12 protein-coding genes, 1 pseudogene, 1 riboswitch and 1 other annotated feature are annotated in these 17536 nt (G+C 34.9%); of the genes and pseudogenes, 1 reads left to right on the top strand and 12 read right to left on the bottom strand.

Features of this window, described 5'->3' with window-relative positions; all coding sequences use genetic code 11:
• Window positions 1-18 precede the first annotated feature (18 nt).
• From V6C74_RS00200 to hutH, 6 genes and pseudogenes are all read right to left on the bottom strand, one after another.
• Window positions 19-945, bottom strand: coding sequence for a YybS family protein (locus V6C74_RS00200; RefSeq protein WP_029625738.1), 927 nt, complete (start codon window positions 943-945; stop codon window positions 19-21).
• A gap of 222 nt (window positions 946-1167) precedes the next feature.
• Window positions 1168-2136, bottom strand: a complete 969-nt coding sequence (locus V6C74_RS00195) for an alpha/beta fold hydrolase family protein (RefSeq protein ID WP_002454359.1) — start codon at window positions 2134-2136, stop codon at window positions 1168-1170.
• A gap of 65 nt (window positions 2137-2201) precedes the next feature.
• Window positions 2202-2302, bottom strand: a riboswitch (SAM riboswitch).
• A gap of 126 nt (window positions 2303-2428) precedes the next feature.
• A complete protein-coding gene (locus V6C74_RS00190) occupies window positions 2429-2758 on the bottom strand; it encodes an AzlD domain-containing protein (RefSeq protein WP_002454360.1) in 330 nt (109 codons plus the stop codon).
• A pseudogene (locus V6C74_RS00185) lies at window positions 2755-3445 on the bottom strand (AzlC family ABC transporter permease). Before V6C74_RS00185 ends, V6C74_RS00190 begins: the two are co-directional and overlap by 4 nt.
• A gap of 337 nt (window positions 3446-3782) precedes the next feature.
• The gene (gene serS / locus V6C74_RS00180; RefSeq protein ID WP_002454362.1) at window positions 3783-5069 is read right to left on the bottom strand and encodes a serine--tRNA ligase; all 1287 of its coding nucleotides are present in this window, start codon (window positions 5067-5069) and stop codon (window positions 3783-3785) included.
• An 84-nt stretch (window positions 5070-5153) separates the two neighbouring features.
• Window positions 5154-5369 (bottom strand) — a binding site (T-box leader).
• 74 nt (window positions 5370-5443) lie between these two features.
• Entirely contained in the window at window positions 5444-6949 is a 1506-nt protein-coding gene (gene hutH, locus V6C74_RS00175; RefSeq protein ID WP_002454363.1) for a histidine ammonia-lyase, read from the bottom strand.
• 415 nt (window positions 6950-7364) lie between these two features.
• Here hutH and V6C74_RS00170 point away from each other — a divergent pair, with 415 nt between their 5' ends.
• Window positions 7365-8177 (top strand): NAD(P)H-hydrate dehydratase, encoded by an 813-nt coding sequence (locus V6C74_RS00170; RefSeq protein WP_016898450.1) that lies wholly within the window; start codon window positions 7365-7367, stop codon window positions 8175-8177.
• A 177-nt stretch (window positions 8178-8354) separates the two neighbouring features.
• Here the strand turns inward: V6C74_RS00170 and gyrA are convergent, their stop codons facing one another.
• From gyrA to dnaA, 6 genes are all read right to left on the bottom strand, one after another.
• Complete coding sequence (gyrA, locus tag V6C74_RS00165) at window positions 8355-11027, bottom strand: DNA gyrase subunit A (RefSeq protein ID WP_016898449.1); 2673 nt, start codon at window positions 11025-11027, stop codon at window positions 8355-8357.
• A 36-nt stretch (window positions 11028-11063) separates the two neighbouring features.
• A complete protein-coding gene (gene gyrB / locus V6C74_RS00160; protein ID WP_023349973.1) occupies window positions 11064-12995 on the bottom strand; it encodes a DNA topoisomerase (ATP-hydrolyzing) subunit B in 1932 nt (643 codons plus the stop codon).
• Between the two features lie 10 nt (window positions 12996-13005).
• The gene (gene recF / locus V6C74_RS00155) at window positions 13006-14121 is read right to left on the bottom strand and encodes a DNA replication/repair protein RecF (RefSeq protein WP_002454367.1); all 1116 of its coding nucleotides are present in this window, start codon (window positions 14119-14121) and stop codon (window positions 13006-13008) included.
• A complete protein-coding gene (yaaA, locus tag V6C74_RS00150) occupies window positions 14118-14363 on the bottom strand; it encodes a S4 domain-containing protein YaaA (RefSeq protein ID WP_002454368.1) in 246 nt (81 codons plus the stop codon). The genes recF and yaaA overlap by 4 nt, the downstream gene beginning before the upstream one ends.
• 374 nt (window positions 14364-14737) lie before the next feature.
• A complete protein-coding gene (gene dnaN, locus V6C74_RS00145; RefSeq protein ID WP_016898447.1) occupies window positions 14738-15871 on the bottom strand; it encodes a DNA polymerase III subunit beta in 1134 nt (377 codons plus the stop codon).
• Window positions 15872-16180: 309 nt separating this feature from the next.
• The gene (dnaA, locus tag V6C74_RS00140; protein ID WP_016898446.1) at window positions 16181-17536 is read right to left on the bottom strand and encodes a chromosomal replication initiator protein DnaA; all 1356 of its coding nucleotides are present in this window, start codon (window positions 17534-17536) and stop codon (window positions 16181-16183) included.

The following is a 17536-nucleotide window of genomic DNA, read 5'->3' as shown; positions in this document are numbered from 1 at the left end:
TAATCACTTAGTTAATAATCATTTTTTAATAATTCGTTTTAAATTAATACATAAATCAATAACTCCAAGTAAACCAACGATATGTGTCATCGGTGTAAGTAGTGTCCCCACTACCATTAATAAAATCGTTACAGCATTCGGCCATCTCTTAGCTTTACCGAAGAAATGTATAACGCTTAAACCTTGGATATACATCACTAATGATAACACAACCTCAAAGTTCAAGACGATACTTTGGAATATACTTGGTTGGTTCGCAAACATTACACAAATAAGAACTATAAGATAAATCCATAATAGTACACGATTCATTTGCCATGCGAATAATGGCTTAAAGATCGGAGTTGCGACCTTAAACTTACGTAAGATAGGAAATGTAATAATCAGATTAATTAAGATTAAAAGGAAAATGACTATAATAAGATAACTAGGGAGTTGGACCGTTGATTGTCGGAAACCTTCCTCAAGAATCTGTCTATAGTTAGAATCTAATCCACTTGTTAAGATGGCATCATACATCGCATCTTTAAATGGCTTAATTAATACGGCTGCTTTTGGAATTTTTTCGAATGTTTGTAATAACATGAATCCAATCAATGTTATTAAACTTAATGAAGCCGTTGAAACATAAAGAATTCTTTCTTTTGAAGTTCTTTCCTTAAGTAATTGACCGATGATAAAACTTAAAATTAAGATAAGTACCATCATACTTAAGACAAATGTATTACCTAATAACGTTGTTAGAATCACTGTTACTAAAGCGTTAATTCCAAATGATTGTACAGAGCGGTTCCATAGCACGATGCCAGGAATCGTTGCAAATAAACATAAAATTAAGCCGAGAATAGGTAATACATGTGTTACTAAAGCGACTATCAGTAATGAAATAGTTGCAATAATAGTTGCTTTAGGTTGTATTTTTGAAAACACACACGCCACTCCCATACTTTTTGACTATAACTTCTATTTTAACCTCTTTGCCCAAAATTAACAATTATAGGTGCTTCATTTGATGAGTATCAAATGTTAGTACCTATTATGCAATCGCATCAACGATTGTAATCTTTAAAAGTTCAATAATGACTTCGTCATTAATTAGTAGCACTTATTCTAAAGACGTACTTACTTTGCTTAGCCAAAGTTTAGTATGTTTAAAAATAGCTGTGTTTACTTCCTTTTAAATTGTTTTAAGTTCAAGAAATGGTAGAGGTTTGGAGCCCAATCGTTAAAGTTTAGAAGGAAGCCGTCATGTCCTACATTATCTGGCACAAAGAAATGGCGATGATATTTAAATCTCTCTCCGACTGTTCTTACTTGATCATCTGGATAAAGTAAATCATCTATAAACCCCATCGTTAGAACCTTTGTATCTAAAGATTGATAGACTTCATCAACATCATCTCGTCCTCTATCAATATTGTGACTATCTAAGACGTCGAGCAGTGTTAAATAACATTGTAAGTCAAAGTTTTTCTTAAATTTATTACCTTGATACTGTTGATATGTTACAACTTCATCTGGCGTAAAACGTTGGTCATAACTTTTAGAGGAACGGTATGTTAAGAAGCCTAGTTGTCGAGCGATACTTAAGCCTTCCTTCCCACCAAGATGAATTGCTTGTCGGGCGATCTCGTTGAAAGCACGACTGTACGATGACGTTTTACCAGTTGCTGCGAGAATAATGGCTTTGTCGATTTGAAATTGATTATTATACAGCAATTCCATTGCTTGCATACCACCTAGACTTGCTCCAATTAGGATGTTTATCTTATCGAAGTCTAGTGCTTTGATACCTTTTTCAATCGCTTTAACAATATCTCGTAATGTAAGATGCTGTGGAAAATTAGGGTCATTAAGTTTGGAACTTGAACCAAAGGGACTACCGATGACGTTGAAAGTTAGAAATTGATAATCATGACGTGGAATATAACCACCATCTATAATTTCACGCCACCATCCATGTTTCTCGTCTGTTCCATAAGTTAAGTGATTACCTGTTAATGCGTGACAAACAACAACTAATGGTTGACCTTTATATCCAACGTGTTCATAGCGTAATTTTAAATTATTAATGGTTTCTCCTGATTCAGTTGTAAATGTCCCTAATTCTAACGTATCTACTCTGTAATTCGTCATCGTTAACGCTACCTCCTCTTACAAAAAAGCTTCCTACTCAAATGAAAAAGTAGGAAGCTGGTCAGTACTTATCATTCGAGATTCTCGTTGGTTGTAGCACCGTGCTATCATTAGTCGGTTGCTGAAGCATCGTCGGGCCAATTCCCTCAGCTTCTCGAAATAAGATTTGTTGGATTGATTTGTATATTGATGTTGATTAAGTTTCAATCTTAAATAGTCTGCATTTTTCTAATTAATATAATATTAACTAAAATGGTTTATGACTTCAATACTTTGCTGTCATTTTCAGGAGTTAAAAGACTAAACGTAAACAAGCGATAGTAATAATACCTCCAATTATTGTGATAGTAAGGCTACGTGTGAAAATGGCAAGGAAAACTGTTGGTATAATCGCAATAATATATGACAAATTGAGCGTATATCCAAAGGTGTTATCGTGTTGTTGTATGACCCCATCAATGACAAGTGCGGTAAATAATGTGATAGGAATAAATGAAAGCCATTTAACGACAATTTCAGGTAAATGAACTCTAGATATCATCATAAAAGGAATAATTCGAATGAGTAACGTTACAATTCCACATAAAATAATAAGTATCAGTGTGTGTAAATCTGTTGTCATTTATCCATCACCACCCCTAAGGCTGCAGCGAATGTTGCGGCTATTAATATTGCTAAATATGAAGGCATCACTAAACTTTAAAGAAGCATCATTGTGATTACACAGATAATTAATATGATATATACGAAATCTTGATTTCTTCACTGACTCAAATTGAGATATACCTAGGAAAATGAACATTGCAGTAATCGCATAGTCTAATCCAAGTGCATTAGGATTAGAAATATATTTGCCGAAAAGGGCGCCGGCCACACACGAAATAGTCCAAAAAAGATATGCTGTGATATTAAGACCATGAAGCCAACGATCATTAATCTTTTCACCTTTAATATATGGCGTAATGGCAACTCCGAAGGTTTCATCGGTTAATAATGTACCGAGACCTACCCTATTCCATAATCCATATTGTTTATAATTAGGTGCCAAAGTCATACTTAATAGAAACATACGTGAGTTAATGATAAGTGTGGTCAGCACGATAGCAGATATTGGAGTACCTGTAATCGCTAAAGCGCAAACAATAAATTGTGCGGCACCGGCGTAAATAATGAGACATAATAAAATAATTTCTAAGATACTAAAGTTTTGAGAGGCTGCTACGATACCAAATGATAAACCTACTCCTGCGTATTCAAATAAAGTAGGAATACATTCTTTTACCCCTTGCTTAAATGAAAGATGGGTCATTTGATCAGCCTCCATTCCACTTTCTAAAATAGTAAAATAAGTCTATTATATTTGGAAAAGTTGTTCAATATTTTTTAGACAACGGTTTGTGCGACGTAAGACAAACCTCATAGTAAAATCATTGTAATTACAACATTTATAAAATTTCAGAATTTTGTTTCTTCTTTTAGACATCCCTATCATTTTTGAAGATTTGAAGTTGAATTATTTCTCTTCCCCTACCCTATTCAACAAAAAAACTGTCGACAAAATCGTTAAGATCTTGTCGACAGTTCAAATAATTAATTGAGTCATTCATCGTTGTATTGTAGTAATTACTCAGCCTATTTTTAAGTTATTATTTTGTAGGTTTAGAAATTTTAGTTTTTCCACCCATGAATGGAACTAATGCTTCAGGAATTGTGATTGTACCGTCTTCATTTTGATAATTTTCAACGATAGCTGCAAATGTACGACCTACGGCTAAACCACTACCATTTAATGTATGAGCTAATTCTGGTTTAGCTGAGTTATCACGTTTAAAGCGAATGTTAGCACGACGTGCTTGGAAATCAGTACAGTTTGAGCAAGAACTAATTTCTTTATAGTCATTGTAACTTGGTAACCATACCTCTAGGTCATATGTTTTACTAGCGCTAAAGCCAATGTCGCCTGTACATAAGATAACTCGACGATATGGTAATCCTAATTCTTCTAAAATTGATTCAGCATTTTTAGTCATATCTTCTAAAGCATCCCAAGAATCTTCAGGTTTTTCGATACGAACCATTTCAACTTTATCGAATTGGTGTAAACGAATTAATCCTCTTGTATCTCTACCAGCTGAACCCGCTTCACTACGGAAACATGCCGTTTGCCCAGTGAATTTTTCAGGTAACACTCCTGGTTGAATGATTTCATCTCTGTAGAAGTTTGTTAAAGGTACTTCTGCTGTTGGAATTGTGTATAGGCCTTCTTTTTCAACTTTAAATAAATCTTCTTCGAATTTAGGAAGTTGACCTGTACCAAACATAGTATCTGCATTCACTAATTGAGGTGTCATCATTTCTGTGTAACCATGTTGAGTTGTATGTTTCGTAATCATGTAGTTCATTAATGCACGTTCTAATAATGCACCATCTTTAGTTAAGTAAACGAAACGCGCACCAGATACTTTAGCAGCACGTTCGAAGTCTGCCATTTTTAGTTCTTCAACTAAGTCCCAATGTGCTTTTGGTTCGAAATCAAATTCACGTAGTGTACCCCATTTTTTCAATTCAACGTTTTCTTCATCTGAATCCCCTTGAGGTACATCGTCGTTAATTAAATTTGGAATACGGATTAAAATGTCTCTTACTTTATTATCAACTTCATTTAATTTAGCATCGTTTTCTTTAATTTCATCACCTAAGTTACGCATTTCTGCAATAACGTCATCAGCATCTTCTTTATTACGTTTCTTCTGAGCGATTTCTTCACTGACTTTATTACGTCTTGCTTTCATTTCTTCAGTTTTACTGATTAATTGACGTCGTTGTTCATCTAATTCTAAAACTTCGTCAACGACCTTAGGATCGTCTCCTCTTAATTCAATTTTGCTCTTAACTTTTTCTGGTTCATTTCTAAATAAACGAATATCTAACATGTAACCTTCATCCTTTCCCAAATAAAATATAGATTTATTGGGGGCACGTATGTATAAAATCATAAAAAAAAGACCACATCCCAGACAAGGGACGTGGTCTACGCGTTGCCACCCTATTTAACAATTTAAAATAAACGTTGAATCACTTATTCTAAACTGCACTTAACTAAAATAACGGTTATTACCGATTGCTCTCATAAAGTAGGTAGATTCACATCAAAGTCGATTACTTGTTCTCACTAACCACAAGTTCTCTGAAATCGTCCGGTTAATGCTACTTAGCCTACGAACAATGTTTTATTAAGTTATTTTTAATATAGCAAAGTCTTTTGAACTTTTCAAGTAAATGTAAATGTGTGTAAACTACCTCGTATTTATGCTCTGTGATAAGCATCATCTTTTAGATACTGTGCTACCGCTTCGATATCTTTGTGGAATTGTCGATCTTGATTGATTGAAGGCACAATTTTACGATATTCTTCATATTTTTCACGTGTTTTAGGAGATAATTTATCTACGCCTTTTAATTCCACAGCTTGCAATGCGATGACACATTCAATCGCAATCACACGACGTGTATTCTCAATCATTTGGTAACCGTGTCTTGAAGCAATTGTGCCCATTGATACATGATCTTCTTGATTTGCTGAAGATGGAATTGAATCTACACTCGCTGGATGTGCGAGGGTTTTATTTTCAGAGCCAAGGCTTGCAGCAGCATATTGCATAATCATAGCGCCACTTTGTAACCCTGGCTCAGGACTTAAAAATGCAGGTAAATCTCCATTTAATTGAGGATTAATCAAACGTTCTAGACGTCGCTCTGCAACATTTGCTAATTCACTCACGCCTAATTTTAGATGGTCTAATGCAAGTGCGACTGGTTGACCGTGGAAGTTACCACCTGAAATCACTAATGTTTCATCATCCTCATCGAAGATAAGAGGATTATCATTAGCTGCATTCATCTCAAATTCTAATTTTTCTCTTACATAATTGAATACTTGGAAACTTGCACCATGGATTTGAGGAATACAACGTAAACTATAAGCGTCCTGCACTCGTAATTCAGCTTGGCGTGTCGTAAGCTGTGAATCTTCAAGCCAGTTAAGCATGCGTGCTGCCACATCTACTTGTTCTTTAATATTCCGGACTTTGTGCACGTTATGATTATACGCATCTGTAATACCGTTTAAAGCTTGATGCGTGAGTGAAGCAATCCATTCCACTTGATAACCTAAATCCTCCGCTTCAATGAAATTAATCACACCTTGAGCTGTCATTGCTTGTGTCCCATTGATAAGTGCCAAGCCTTCCTTAGCTTGTAGTTTTAACGGTTCACGACCTAACTCATTAAGGACGTAGCGACTGTCAACTTGTTCATTGTTATAATAAACGTCACCCTCACCAATGAGTGCAAGTGCAAGATGTGATAGAGGCGCTAAATCCCCTGATGCCCCTAATGAACCTTGTTGCGGAATCACTGGAATAATACGTTCGTTAATGAAGAATTTTAATTGTTCAACTAACTCAAGTGTCGCACCTGAATGCCCCTTCAATAATGTATTTAAGCGCAACACCATCATGACTAATGCCACTTCTTCTGAAAATGGTTTCCCGATACCACATGCATGTGAACGAATGAGATTGACTTGTAATTCGTTATATTGACCTGGATCGATTAAAACATCACTAAATAGACCGAATCCAGTTGTGATACCATAGATTGTTTCTTTATTCTGTATGATACGTTCAACGACTTGGCGACTTTTCGTCACTCGTTCAATGGCATCCTCTGAAATATCAATTTGTAAGTCTTGGCTTAAAAACGTCTTAATTTCCTTAATAGTCAAAGCCTCTCCATCTAAAATTAATGTCATATAAACAACCCCTTTGTTTAAATTTTAACCCCATTACAGGAAAGTATACGTTTTCATTTTTATATTAACAACACTTTTTGCACTTTTTATAATGCATTATCAATGTAATAATTTAACAGGTTAAAGAAATAGGAATATTATTATTTATTATTTTAATAAGGTAGATGGAAATGGTATTTTTGATATTTTGTGAGGATAGAGGTATTCATTATTAAATTTCTAAAATAGCTATTGACTAAAGAGTATTACAGGTATAGTATTTTCTATTGTATTTAAAAGAGATTGGGCAATTTTAAAGGACTTTAATTTCTAAAAAATGGATGTACACAACAATTTATAAAGTGAAATTTAAGACGGTCGGATGTCTTGTGTACGATATACGAGAAGTGAGTTTTTTAACGGAGGTTATGTCATTATGGAAACGTTAGATACAGTTAACATTCCTATAAGAAAAGATGAAACGCATAAAGGCGATTATGGTAAGATTTTATTAATTGGTGGTTCTGCCAATATGGGTGGCGCAATTATGCTTGCTGCGCGCGCATGCGTTTATAGTGGTAGTGGATTAATTACAGTCGCAACACATCCTAATAATCATGCAGCATTACATTCACGTTGCCCTGAAGCAATGGTGATTGATATCAATGATACAAAGATGCTAACTAAAATGATCGAAGCTACCGATAGTATCTTAATCGGGCCTGGATTAGGTGTGGACTTTAAAGGTAATAATGCAATTACGTTTTTACTACAAAATATTCAACCACACCAAAATCTTATTGTAGATGGAGATGCAATTACTATATTTAGTAAATTGAAACCTCAAATTCCTACATGTCGTGTGATTTTCACTCCTCATCAAAAAGAATGGGAACGTTTAAGTGGCATTCCTATCGAAGAACAAACATATGAACGTAATCGTGAAGCTGTTAATAACTTAGGTGCTACAGTTGTATTAAAACAACATGGTACTGAAATTTACTTTAAAGATGATGCTTACAAATTATCTATCGGTACACCAGCAATGGCTACTGGTGGTATGGGAGATACACTTGCTGGTATGATTACAAGCTTCGTTGGTCAATTTGATAGTCTTAAAGATGCTGTTACAAGTGCGACTTACACACATAGTTATATTGGAGAGAAATTATCTGAGTCTATGTATGTCGTACCACCTTCTCGTTTAATCAGTGAAATTCCTTATGTTATGAAACAATTAGAAGGTTAAGTTATAGACACGTTATATATTAAATTCTATTTACGATGCACACCTTAATGGCGTTCACTTATTGTGAATACCTATTGCTGGTGTGCTTTTTTTATAATAAAAAAGACTACCCTCAAGCAGGGTAGTCTAAAAATTAACAGGTTCTCACTATATAGCGAGAACCTGCTTTGATATCTATTATTCGTTGTCATCATCGTCGTCTGAAGCACTTTCAATATCTTCATTTACACGATCCATAAAGTCTTGTCGAACATCGATTCTATCATCATTAGCGTTATCATCTGTTTCTTCATTAGTTACATCTTCGGCTTCTTCTGTATGAATAGCATTACCAGTTGTTTGGTCATCAATAACTTCTTCAGTTGCTGTCTCGCTCGCATCAGTATCATCTGCGTCTGCTTGATTATCTTCTTCCTCTTTAACTTTAGCAACTGTTGAAACAAATTGGCCTTCTCCTAATCTCATTAGACGTACACCTTGTGCAGCACGACCATTTTGAGAGATATCTTCCACATCTAAGCGAATGATTACACCTGCATTGGTAACAACCATTAAGTCTTCTTCACCAGTAACTGTTGTGATACAAACGATATTACCGTTACGTTCAGTAATTGTTGCTGTTTTAATACCTTTACCACCACGATTAGATAATCGGTATTCATCTACTGGCGTACGTTTACCGTAGCCATTTTCAGTAACAACTAGAACTTCATCTTCACTTTCTGCGTGAGCCACGTCTAAACCTACAACCACGTCGCCCTCACGTAGTGTGATACCTTTCACACCTGCTGCTGTACGACCTAAAGGACGTAAGGCAGATTCAGGGAAGCGAATAAGTGATGCATGCGATGTACCGATAAGTATATCTTCATTACCAGTTGTTAAGCGTACGGCTATTAGTTCATCGTCTTCTTTGAAGCCTATTGCGATTTTACCGTTCTTATTAATACGTGAGAAATTACTTAACGCTGAACGTTTAACAATACCTCGTTTTGTAGCAAATACAAGGTAATGTTCTTCACTTTCAAGATCTTTAACCGCAATCATCGTACTTATCGTTTCGTCATTCTCAAGTTCTATCGCGTTCACGACTGGGATACCTTTAGATTGACGAGATAACTCAGGAACTTCATAACCTTTGAGTTTATATACTCGACCTTTATTTGTGAAGAAGAGCACGTTATCGTGTGTACTTAAAGTAACTAACTGACTCACGAAATCTTCTTCAAGTGTGTTCATACCTTGTACACCTCGTCCGCCACGGTTTTGTGAACGATATGTAGAAACAGGTAATCGTTTAATGTAATTATTATGACTTAAAGTAATTACAATTTGTTCTTCTGGGATTAAATCTTCATCTTCAATATCGTCTAATCCACCTAATTGAATTTCAGTACGACGTTCATCTCCAAATCGTTCTTTGATTTCAGAAAGTTCATCACGAACCAATTGTAATAATACTTCTTCATCAGCTAGAATTTCTTCTAATTCTTTAATGTATTCAAGTAATTCATTATATTCAGATTCAATCTTATCGCGTTCTAAACCTGTTAAACGTCTTAAACGCATATCCAAGATAGCTTGTGCTTGACGTTCGGATAGCTTAAAGCGTTCTTGTAAGCTTTCCATCGCGATTTTATCTGTTTCTGATTCACGAATTGTCGTGATAATTTCATCAATATGATCTAGAGCTATTCTTAAACCTTCTAGAATATGCGCACGGTCTTTAGCTTTTCTTAAATTGTACTCAGTGCGTCGTCTTACAACTGTTTTTTGATGCTCTAAGTAGTGAATTAATGCTTCTTTTAAGTTAATTAACTTAGGTCTGCCATTAACTAAGGCAATCATATTTACACCGAATGATGTTTGTAACGGTGTTTGTTTGTATAAGTTGTTAAGAATAACGCTTGCATTCGCATCTTTACGTACGTCAATAACGATTCTAACACCTGTACGTAAACTTGTTTCATCTCGTAAGTCGGTAATACCATCGATTTTTTTATCTCTAACAAGTTCAGCAATTTTCTCAATCATACGTGCTTTATTAACTTGGAATGGTATTTCAGTTACTACGATACGTTGACGTCCACCACCGCGTTCTTCAATCTCTGCACGTGAACGCATTTGGATAGAACCACGACCTGTTTCATATGCACGACGGATACCACTTTTTCCTAAAATAAGACCTGCTGTTGGAAATTCAGGACCTTGAATATCTTCCATCAATTCATTGATCGTGATATCAGGATTCTTACTTAAACTTAATACACCATCAATGACTTCTGTTAAATTGTGAGGAGGAATATTAGTAGCCATACCTACGGCAATCCCTGCAGCACCGTTAACTAAAAGGTTTGGGAAACGTGCAGGTAAGACTGACGGCTCTCTTTCATTACCATCATAGTTGTCGATAAAATCAATTGTATCTTTGTTGATATCACGTAAAAGTTCTAACGTAATCTTAGTCATACGTGCTTCGGTATAACGCATTGCTGCTGCGCCATCACCATCCATAGAACCAAAGTTACCTTGACCATCTACAAGAGGATAACGGTAACTGAAGTCTTGTGCCATTCTTACCATGGCTTCGTAAATTGAAGAGTCACCATGAGGGTGATATTTACCCATAACGTCCCCAACAATACGTGCAGATTTCTTATATGGTTTATCTGGTGTCATACCTTGTTCATTCAGACCATATAATATACGACGGTGCACTGGCTTTAAACCATCTCTAACATCAGGTAATGCACGTGACACGATAACACTCATGGCATAGTCTAAGAATGATTCACGCATTTCACTGGTTATATTTCGTTCATTAATTCTTGATTGAGGTAATTCAGCCATCAAGATATCCTCCTTCAAAAGTTCAATTCATAATGCTTAGAAATCTAAGTTGGCGTAAACTGCATTATCTTCTATAAATTGTCTACGATTTTCAACAACATCACCCATTAACATTTCAAATGTTTGGTCTGCATCAATTGCATCTTCAAGTCTTACTTGTAACATTGAACGATGTTCTGGATTCATAGTCGTTTCCCATAATTGGTCTGCATTCATCTCACCAAGACCTTTGTAACGAGAGATTGACCATTTAGGAGTAGGGTTTAATTCAGCTTTAAGCTTGTCTAACTCTCTATCGTTAAATACATAATACTTTTGTTTACCTTGCGTTAATTTGTATAAAGGTGGCTGTGCAATATAAACATAGCCCGCTTCAATTAACGGTCTCATAAAGCGATAGAAGAATGTGAGTAATAGCGTTCTTATATGCGCACCATCAACGTCCGCATCAGTCATGATTACGATTTTATGATAGCGTGCTTTTGAAATATCAAATTCTCCACCAATACCTGTACCAAAAGCAGTGATCATTTGGCGAATTTCATTGTTATTTAGGATACGGTCTAAACGTGCTTTTTCCACATTCAGAATTTTACCTCTTAACGGTAAAATCGCTTGAGTTCTTGAATCACGACCTGATTTTGTAGACCCCCCGGCAGAGTCACCCTCTACTAAGAAAATCTCACTCTCTTCAGGATTTTTACTAGAGCAATCCGCTAATTTACCAGGTAAACTTGATACATCTAATGCTGATTTACGACGTGTAACCTCACGTGCTTTTTTAGCTGCTACTCGCGCTCTAGACGCCATGATACCTTTTTCAACGATAATTCGACCTACGGCAGGATGCTCGAATAAGAAACGCTCGAAGTATTCAGCGAATAATTTATCCACTACTTGACGTACTTCAGAGTTACCTAATTTTGTTTTAGTTTGTCCTTCGAATTGAGGATCGCCGTGTTTAATTGAAATAATAGCTGTTAGACCTTCACGTGTATCCTCACCTGAAAGTTTATCTTTGTCTTCTTTAATAATCTTACTTTGAATACCGTAACTATTAAGAATACGTGTTAACGCACGTTTGAAGCCATCTTCGTGCGTACCACCTTCGTACGTATGAATGTTATTGGCATATGTTAATAAGTTAGTCGCATATCCACTGTTATATTGAAGAGCGATTTCAACCTCAATATCATCTTTTGTTTGATGTATGTAGATGGGTTCTTCATGAAGTGGCTCTTTATTTTCATTTAATAATTCTACGTAAGATTTAATACCGCCTTCATAGTGATAAGAATCCTCACGGCCTTCCTCTTCACGCTCATCTCTTAACGTAATTTGGATACCTTTGTTTAAGAAAGCAAGTTCGCGTATACGTTGTTGTAATGTTTCATAATTATAAACAGTTGTCTCTGTAAAAATTTCGCCATCAGCTTTAAAACGAATTGCCGTACCTGTTTGATCTGTTTCACCGATTTCTTTTAAGTCAAATTGAGGTACACCTTTTTTATACGCTTGGTGGTAAATAGTATCATTTCTGTACACATATACTTCTAAGTCTTGGGAAAGCGCGTTAACTACTGATGAACCAACACCATGAAGCCCACCTGATACTTTATATCCGCCACCGCCGAATTTACCTCCAGCATGTAATACCGTTAAGATAACTTCGACAGCAGGACGTCCCATTTTCTCCTGAATATCAACTGGAATTCCACGGCCATTGTCAGTAACTTTTATCCAATTGTCTTTCTCAATTACGACTTCTATTTGATTAGCATAACCTGCTAATGCTTCGTCAATACTATTATCAACAATTTCCCATACTAAATGGTGCAAGCCTCTTTCAGAAGTTGAACCAATATACATACCTGGTCTTTTACGCACCGCTTCAAGACCTTCTAATACTTGTATCTGTCCAGCACCATAATTATCTGTGTTGTTTACATCTGACAATGTATTCACCATCACTTTCTTATTACTTTAGTAATTCGCCTTGACTTATACGGTATAACTTAGCATTATTCATAATTTCATGATCTATACCGTCAACAGAGGTTGTAGTCACAAATGTCTGTACTTTATGTTGGATTGTACTTAGAAGATGCGTTTGACGTGAATCATCAAGTTCACTGAGTACATCGTCCAGTAATAATATTGGATACTCTCCAACTTCAATGTTCATTAATTCAATCTCTGCCAATTTGATCGACAATGCTGTAGTTCTTTGTTGTCCTTGTGATCCATATGTTTGTGCATCCATGCCATTAACATTGAATCCTAAATCATCTCGATGTGGTCCATAAAGACACACACCTCTTTCTTTCTCTCTTTGAAGGTTATCGTTTAATAATTCGATGACCTCCTCGAGCAATTCTGACTCTTCCTTTTCATAATCACTTAACTTTAAACTTGGTAAATATTTAAGTCCTAACTTCTCACGCTCATTCGTAATCCCTGAATGAATCGGTTGCGCAAGTTCTTCCAGTTCTTTTATAAAATGCTCACGACGTAACGTTACCTTTAAAGCATATTGAGCAAATTGTTGATTTAACACTTCTAACATTGTCGTATCTGTCTTCTGCCCAATTTGTAATTGCTTCAAATAGTTATTCTTTTGTTTAAGAATACGTTGGTATTGAGCTAAATCATTTAAGTAAACGGCTGAAATTTGTCCTAACTCCATGTCTATGAAACGTCGTCGTATCTGTGGTGAACCTTTAACAATATTCAAATCTTCAGGAGCAAATAAAACGACATTCAAGTGTCCCACATATTGAGTCAGTTTACTTTGTTCAAGGTGATTGACTTTAACTTGTTTACCTTTTTTAGTTATAAACATTGTAAGTGGCATTGTGCCATGTCTATAACTCAGCTCACCTTCTATTTTAGCATAGTCAGCTTTAAAACGTATGAGTTCCTTGTCATTCGAAGTACGATGACTTTTAGCTAGCGCTAGCGTATAAATTGATTCAAGTAAATTTGTCTTTCCTTGCGCGTTTTCTCCTATGAGGATATTCACTTCAGGATGACAATCTAATGTAACCTCTTCATAGTTACGATAATTCTCTAATTGGAGTGTATTAAGTTTCATTGTTCACCTTGATGGATGATTAGAAAAGAACCAGTATCTTCAGGTAATTCTGTGATATCAATTCGGTCGTTATGTTCTAATTTCTTCCCGCGACGTGTCTCACGTTGGCCGTTTATTAAAACTTCGAAATCTTGGAGGAACCATTTAGCTTGTCCACCAGATTCAATAATGCCTTCAGTTTTAAGAAATTGACCTAAAGTTATGTTTCCTTCTACAACAACTTCTTGAACCAAAATTATCACTCCATTTCTTTATGTGTCATTAATATATTATACCTTTTTTTGCCTTAGATTTCATTTAAAATAAAGAATGAAATCGTTTACTTTGATATATATTTTTATTTTTCAAAATCTGCAATCTACTTGGTAAATTTTTTTAGTTTTAAGAGACATCATATTTTAATTGTGTATGCTTCTCTAATTTAAATTTAAAGGGGTATTTTACTTAATTTTAACAAATAGGATGTTTACCCTAAAAAATTTATTGATGTTTCTTAAAATGCCTCTCAGTATCTTTAAAATGAATTTAAAGTAACTAAAAAGAGATTGTCTAAGTGACAATCTCCAAACTCATTATAGCATTATTAAATTTTTATGTTTTAATTCTTAAAGTCTAACTAATAAGTTCTAATTGGTAAAATCAATTGAGTTACTGAATCGTCATCTTTCGGTTTCAAAATAAATGGTTTCATTGTTCCAAAGAATTCTACTTCAACTTCATCATTATCGATGGCTTTTAGAGCATCCATCATGTATTTAGAGTTGAATGAAATTTTTAAGTTTCCACCTTCAACATCATTTGCAGTTACTTCTTCTTTTACTGTACCAATTTCTGGTGATGTTGATGATAATTCTACTAACTCATTTCCAGTGCTCAATTTAATAACATTATTTCCACCTTCACGTGCTAAAAGAGATGCACGATCGATAGCATGATAGAAGTCACCGTTATTGATGCCTAACTTAATTTCATAGTTTTCTGGGAATAGACGCGTTGTATCTGGATAATGACCTTCAAGTAAACGAGAGATAAAGTTAACGTTTCCTACTCTAAATAGAACTTGGTTTGATGCAAAGAAGATATCAATATCTTCGTCACTATCACTCATAATTTTATTTAATTCTGATAAAGCTTTACCTGGAATGATGACATTTTTATTTTCAGAAGTATCTTCCAATTGTAACTTTCTTACAGCCAAGCGGTGTGAGTCAGTAGCAGTGCATATTAATTCATTATCTTGTATAAGCCAGTTCACACCAGTTAACACTGGGCGTGTTTCTGAGGTGGACACTGCAAAATTTGTTTGAGCAATGATGTTTTTAATTACTTTAACTGATAATTGAATTGCGTCATCTCTTGATACTTCAGGTAATAATGGATATTGATCTGGATCTAATCCACTTAAGTTAAATTCTGAATGTCCTGAAGTAATCAATGTTTGGAACTGTTCATTTGTAGATAATTTAACATCTTTACCAGGTAACTTTTTGATGATATCTACGAAGAAACGACCAGGGAGTACTACTGATCCTGTTTCTGAGATTTCAACGATGTCCTCACCGTCAACTTGTTTAGGAATTGTAATTTCAATTGAGATTTCTGAGTCTGAACCAGTTAAAATCACTTCATTATCTTTAGCATCAATTTTGATACCAGTTAAAATTGGTAATGTTGTTCTAGGTGAAATTGCTTTTAATGTGTCATTAAGTTGATTAATAAAATAATCTCTTTTAATTGTGAATTCCATCATTAATTTCTAAACTCCTTCCAGTCGTTTATATATAATTATATAGGTTTTAAATTCATAGTAATAGTAGTAGGGACTGTGGATTGGTGGATAAGTCCATAAATGTCCGAAATAGCAAAGTTATGCACATGTGGATAAACTGTGTATGCTGTGTATTACTTTTAAACATTATCCACAATTCTTTGCTTTATCCACTTCTTAACCCTCTTATTTTGAGAAAATTATTTACTTCTTTTTCATTGTAATTATTCCCGAAATTTATCTTTTTAAATCTAGTTGCTTAGAGTATAAGACTTATTTTGTTATTTCCCGTTACTGATTTCTAATTTCTTTTTCTAAGTTTTCGATTTCTTGTTTAAAAGTAGGGTCTGCTTTGATGTCGTTAGCTATCTTTTCATGTGCATGAATGACAGTGGTATGATCTCGTCCACCAAATTCTTCTCCAATTTTTGGTAGTGAGAAATCAGTCAATTCACGGGATAGATACATAGCAATTTGACGCGGATATGCAATAGATTTAGTACGTTTTTTAGCACTGAAATCCTCAATGCGTACACTATAATATTGACCAACGACTTTTTGAATATCTTGAATTGTAATCTTTTTGGATTTAGGTGCTTGAATAATATCTTTTAGAGCTTCAGCAGCTAATTCTGTAGTTATCGGTTTGCCTTGAAGTTTGGAGTAAGCTAAAAGTCTAGTGAGTGCACCTTCAAGTTCACGAATATTTGACTGGATTTGATTGGCAATATAATTAAGCGCTTCTGGTGGTATATCAAGGTTTTCTTCTTCAATTTTCTTTTGTAATATCGCCATTCTTGTTTCGTAATCAGGTGGTGTAATGTCAACGATTAATCCCCACTCGAAACGTGAACGTAATCGATCTTCTAATTTAGCAATTTCTTTAGGTGGACGATCACTTGAAATAACTATTTGCTTATTGTTTTGATGTAATTCATTAAATGTATGGAAGAATTCTTCTTGCGTCTGTTCTTTATTTTGAATGAATTGAATATCATCTATAAGTAATACATCGATGTTTCGATACTTCTCACGGAAAGCTTCAGTCTCATTATCACGAATAGATTTGATAAATTCGTTAGTAAATTTCTCACTAGATGTGTAAATCACTTTAGCACTAGGTTGATTACTAAGAACATGATGACCAATCGCATGCATCAAGTGTGTTTTACCTAAACCTACGCCCCCATAAATGAATAATGGGTTATAAGCTTCAGCTGGGGCTTCAGCTACAGCTAAACTTGCAGCATGTGGGAAGCGGTTCCCTGGACCAATAACAAATGTATCGAATGTGTTATGAATATTAAATTGTTCTTTACCACCATCATTATCTTCAATTGTAGATGTTGACGTTTGTGGTTCTTGAGGTTCATTAGATGCACCATTGTTATAGTCGGCGAGTTCATCTTCAGTAATAAATAGCGGTTTCACTTCATAACCAATGACATCATATATAATAGCTTGCATTATTTCAGAGTATTTTTGATTAAGCCAATTCGCATTAAAAGATAGGCTCGTTAAAATAATGGCTTCGTCATTTTTAAGTGAATAGAGTTGAGTATCTTTAATAAACGTATGATAACTGGTATGTGAAATTCTTTCTTGAGCAAGTTCTAAAACTTTGTCCCAAATTTCTTTCTCTGACAT

Source organism: Staphylococcus capitis subsp. capitis, from assembly GCF_040739495.1.
Classification (GTDB): Bacteria; Bacillota; Bacilli; order Staphylococcales; family Staphylococcaceae; genus Staphylococcus; species Staphylococcus capitis.
Note: the sequence above shows the minus strand (reverse complement) of the source record. Positions and strands in the feature narration are given on the sequence as shown.

Bases quoted from the DNA above. Each gene is read 5' to 3' on its own strand.
- V6C74_RS00195 (WP_002454359.1), bottom strand. From the start codon at position 2,136: ATGACGAATTACAGAGTAGATACGTTAGAATTAGGGACATTTACAACT.
- serS (WP_002454362.1), bottom strand. From the start codon at position 5,069: ATGTTAGATATTCGTTTATTTAGAAATGAACCAGAAAAAGTTAAGAGC.
- recF (WP_002454367.1), bottom strand. From the start codon at position 14,121: ATGAAACTTAATACACTCCAATTAGAGAATTATCGTAACTATGAAGAG.
- dnaN (WP_016898447.1), bottom strand. From the start codon at position 15,871: ATGATGGAATTCACAATTAAAAGAGATTATTTTATTAATCAACTTAAT.
- V6C74_RS00170 (WP_016898450.1), top strand. From the start codon at position 7,365: ATGGAAACGTTAGATACAGTTAACATTCCTATAAGAAAAGATGAAACG.
- gyrB (WP_023349973.1), bottom strand. From the start codon at position 12,995: ATGGTGAATACATTGTCAGATGTAAACAACACAGATAATTATGGTGCT.
- hutH (WP_002454363.1), bottom strand. From the start codon at position 6,949: ATGACATTAATTTTAGATGGAGAGGCTTTGACTATTAAGGAAATTAAG.
- gyrA (WP_016898449.1), bottom strand. From the start codon at position 11,027: ATGGCTGAATTACCTCAATCAAGAATTAATGAACGAAATATAACCAGT.
- dnaA (WP_016898446.1), bottom strand. From the start codon at position 17,536: ATGTCAGAGAAAGAAATTTGGGACAAAGTTTTAGAACTTGCTCAAGAA.
- V6C74_RS00190 (WP_002454360.1), bottom strand. From the start codon at position 2,758: ATGACAACAGATTTACACACACTGATACTTATTATTTTATGTGGAATT.
- V6C74_RS00200 (WP_029625738.1), bottom strand. From the start codon at position 945: ATGGGAGTGGCGTGTGTGTTTTCAAAAATACAACCTAAAGCAACTATT.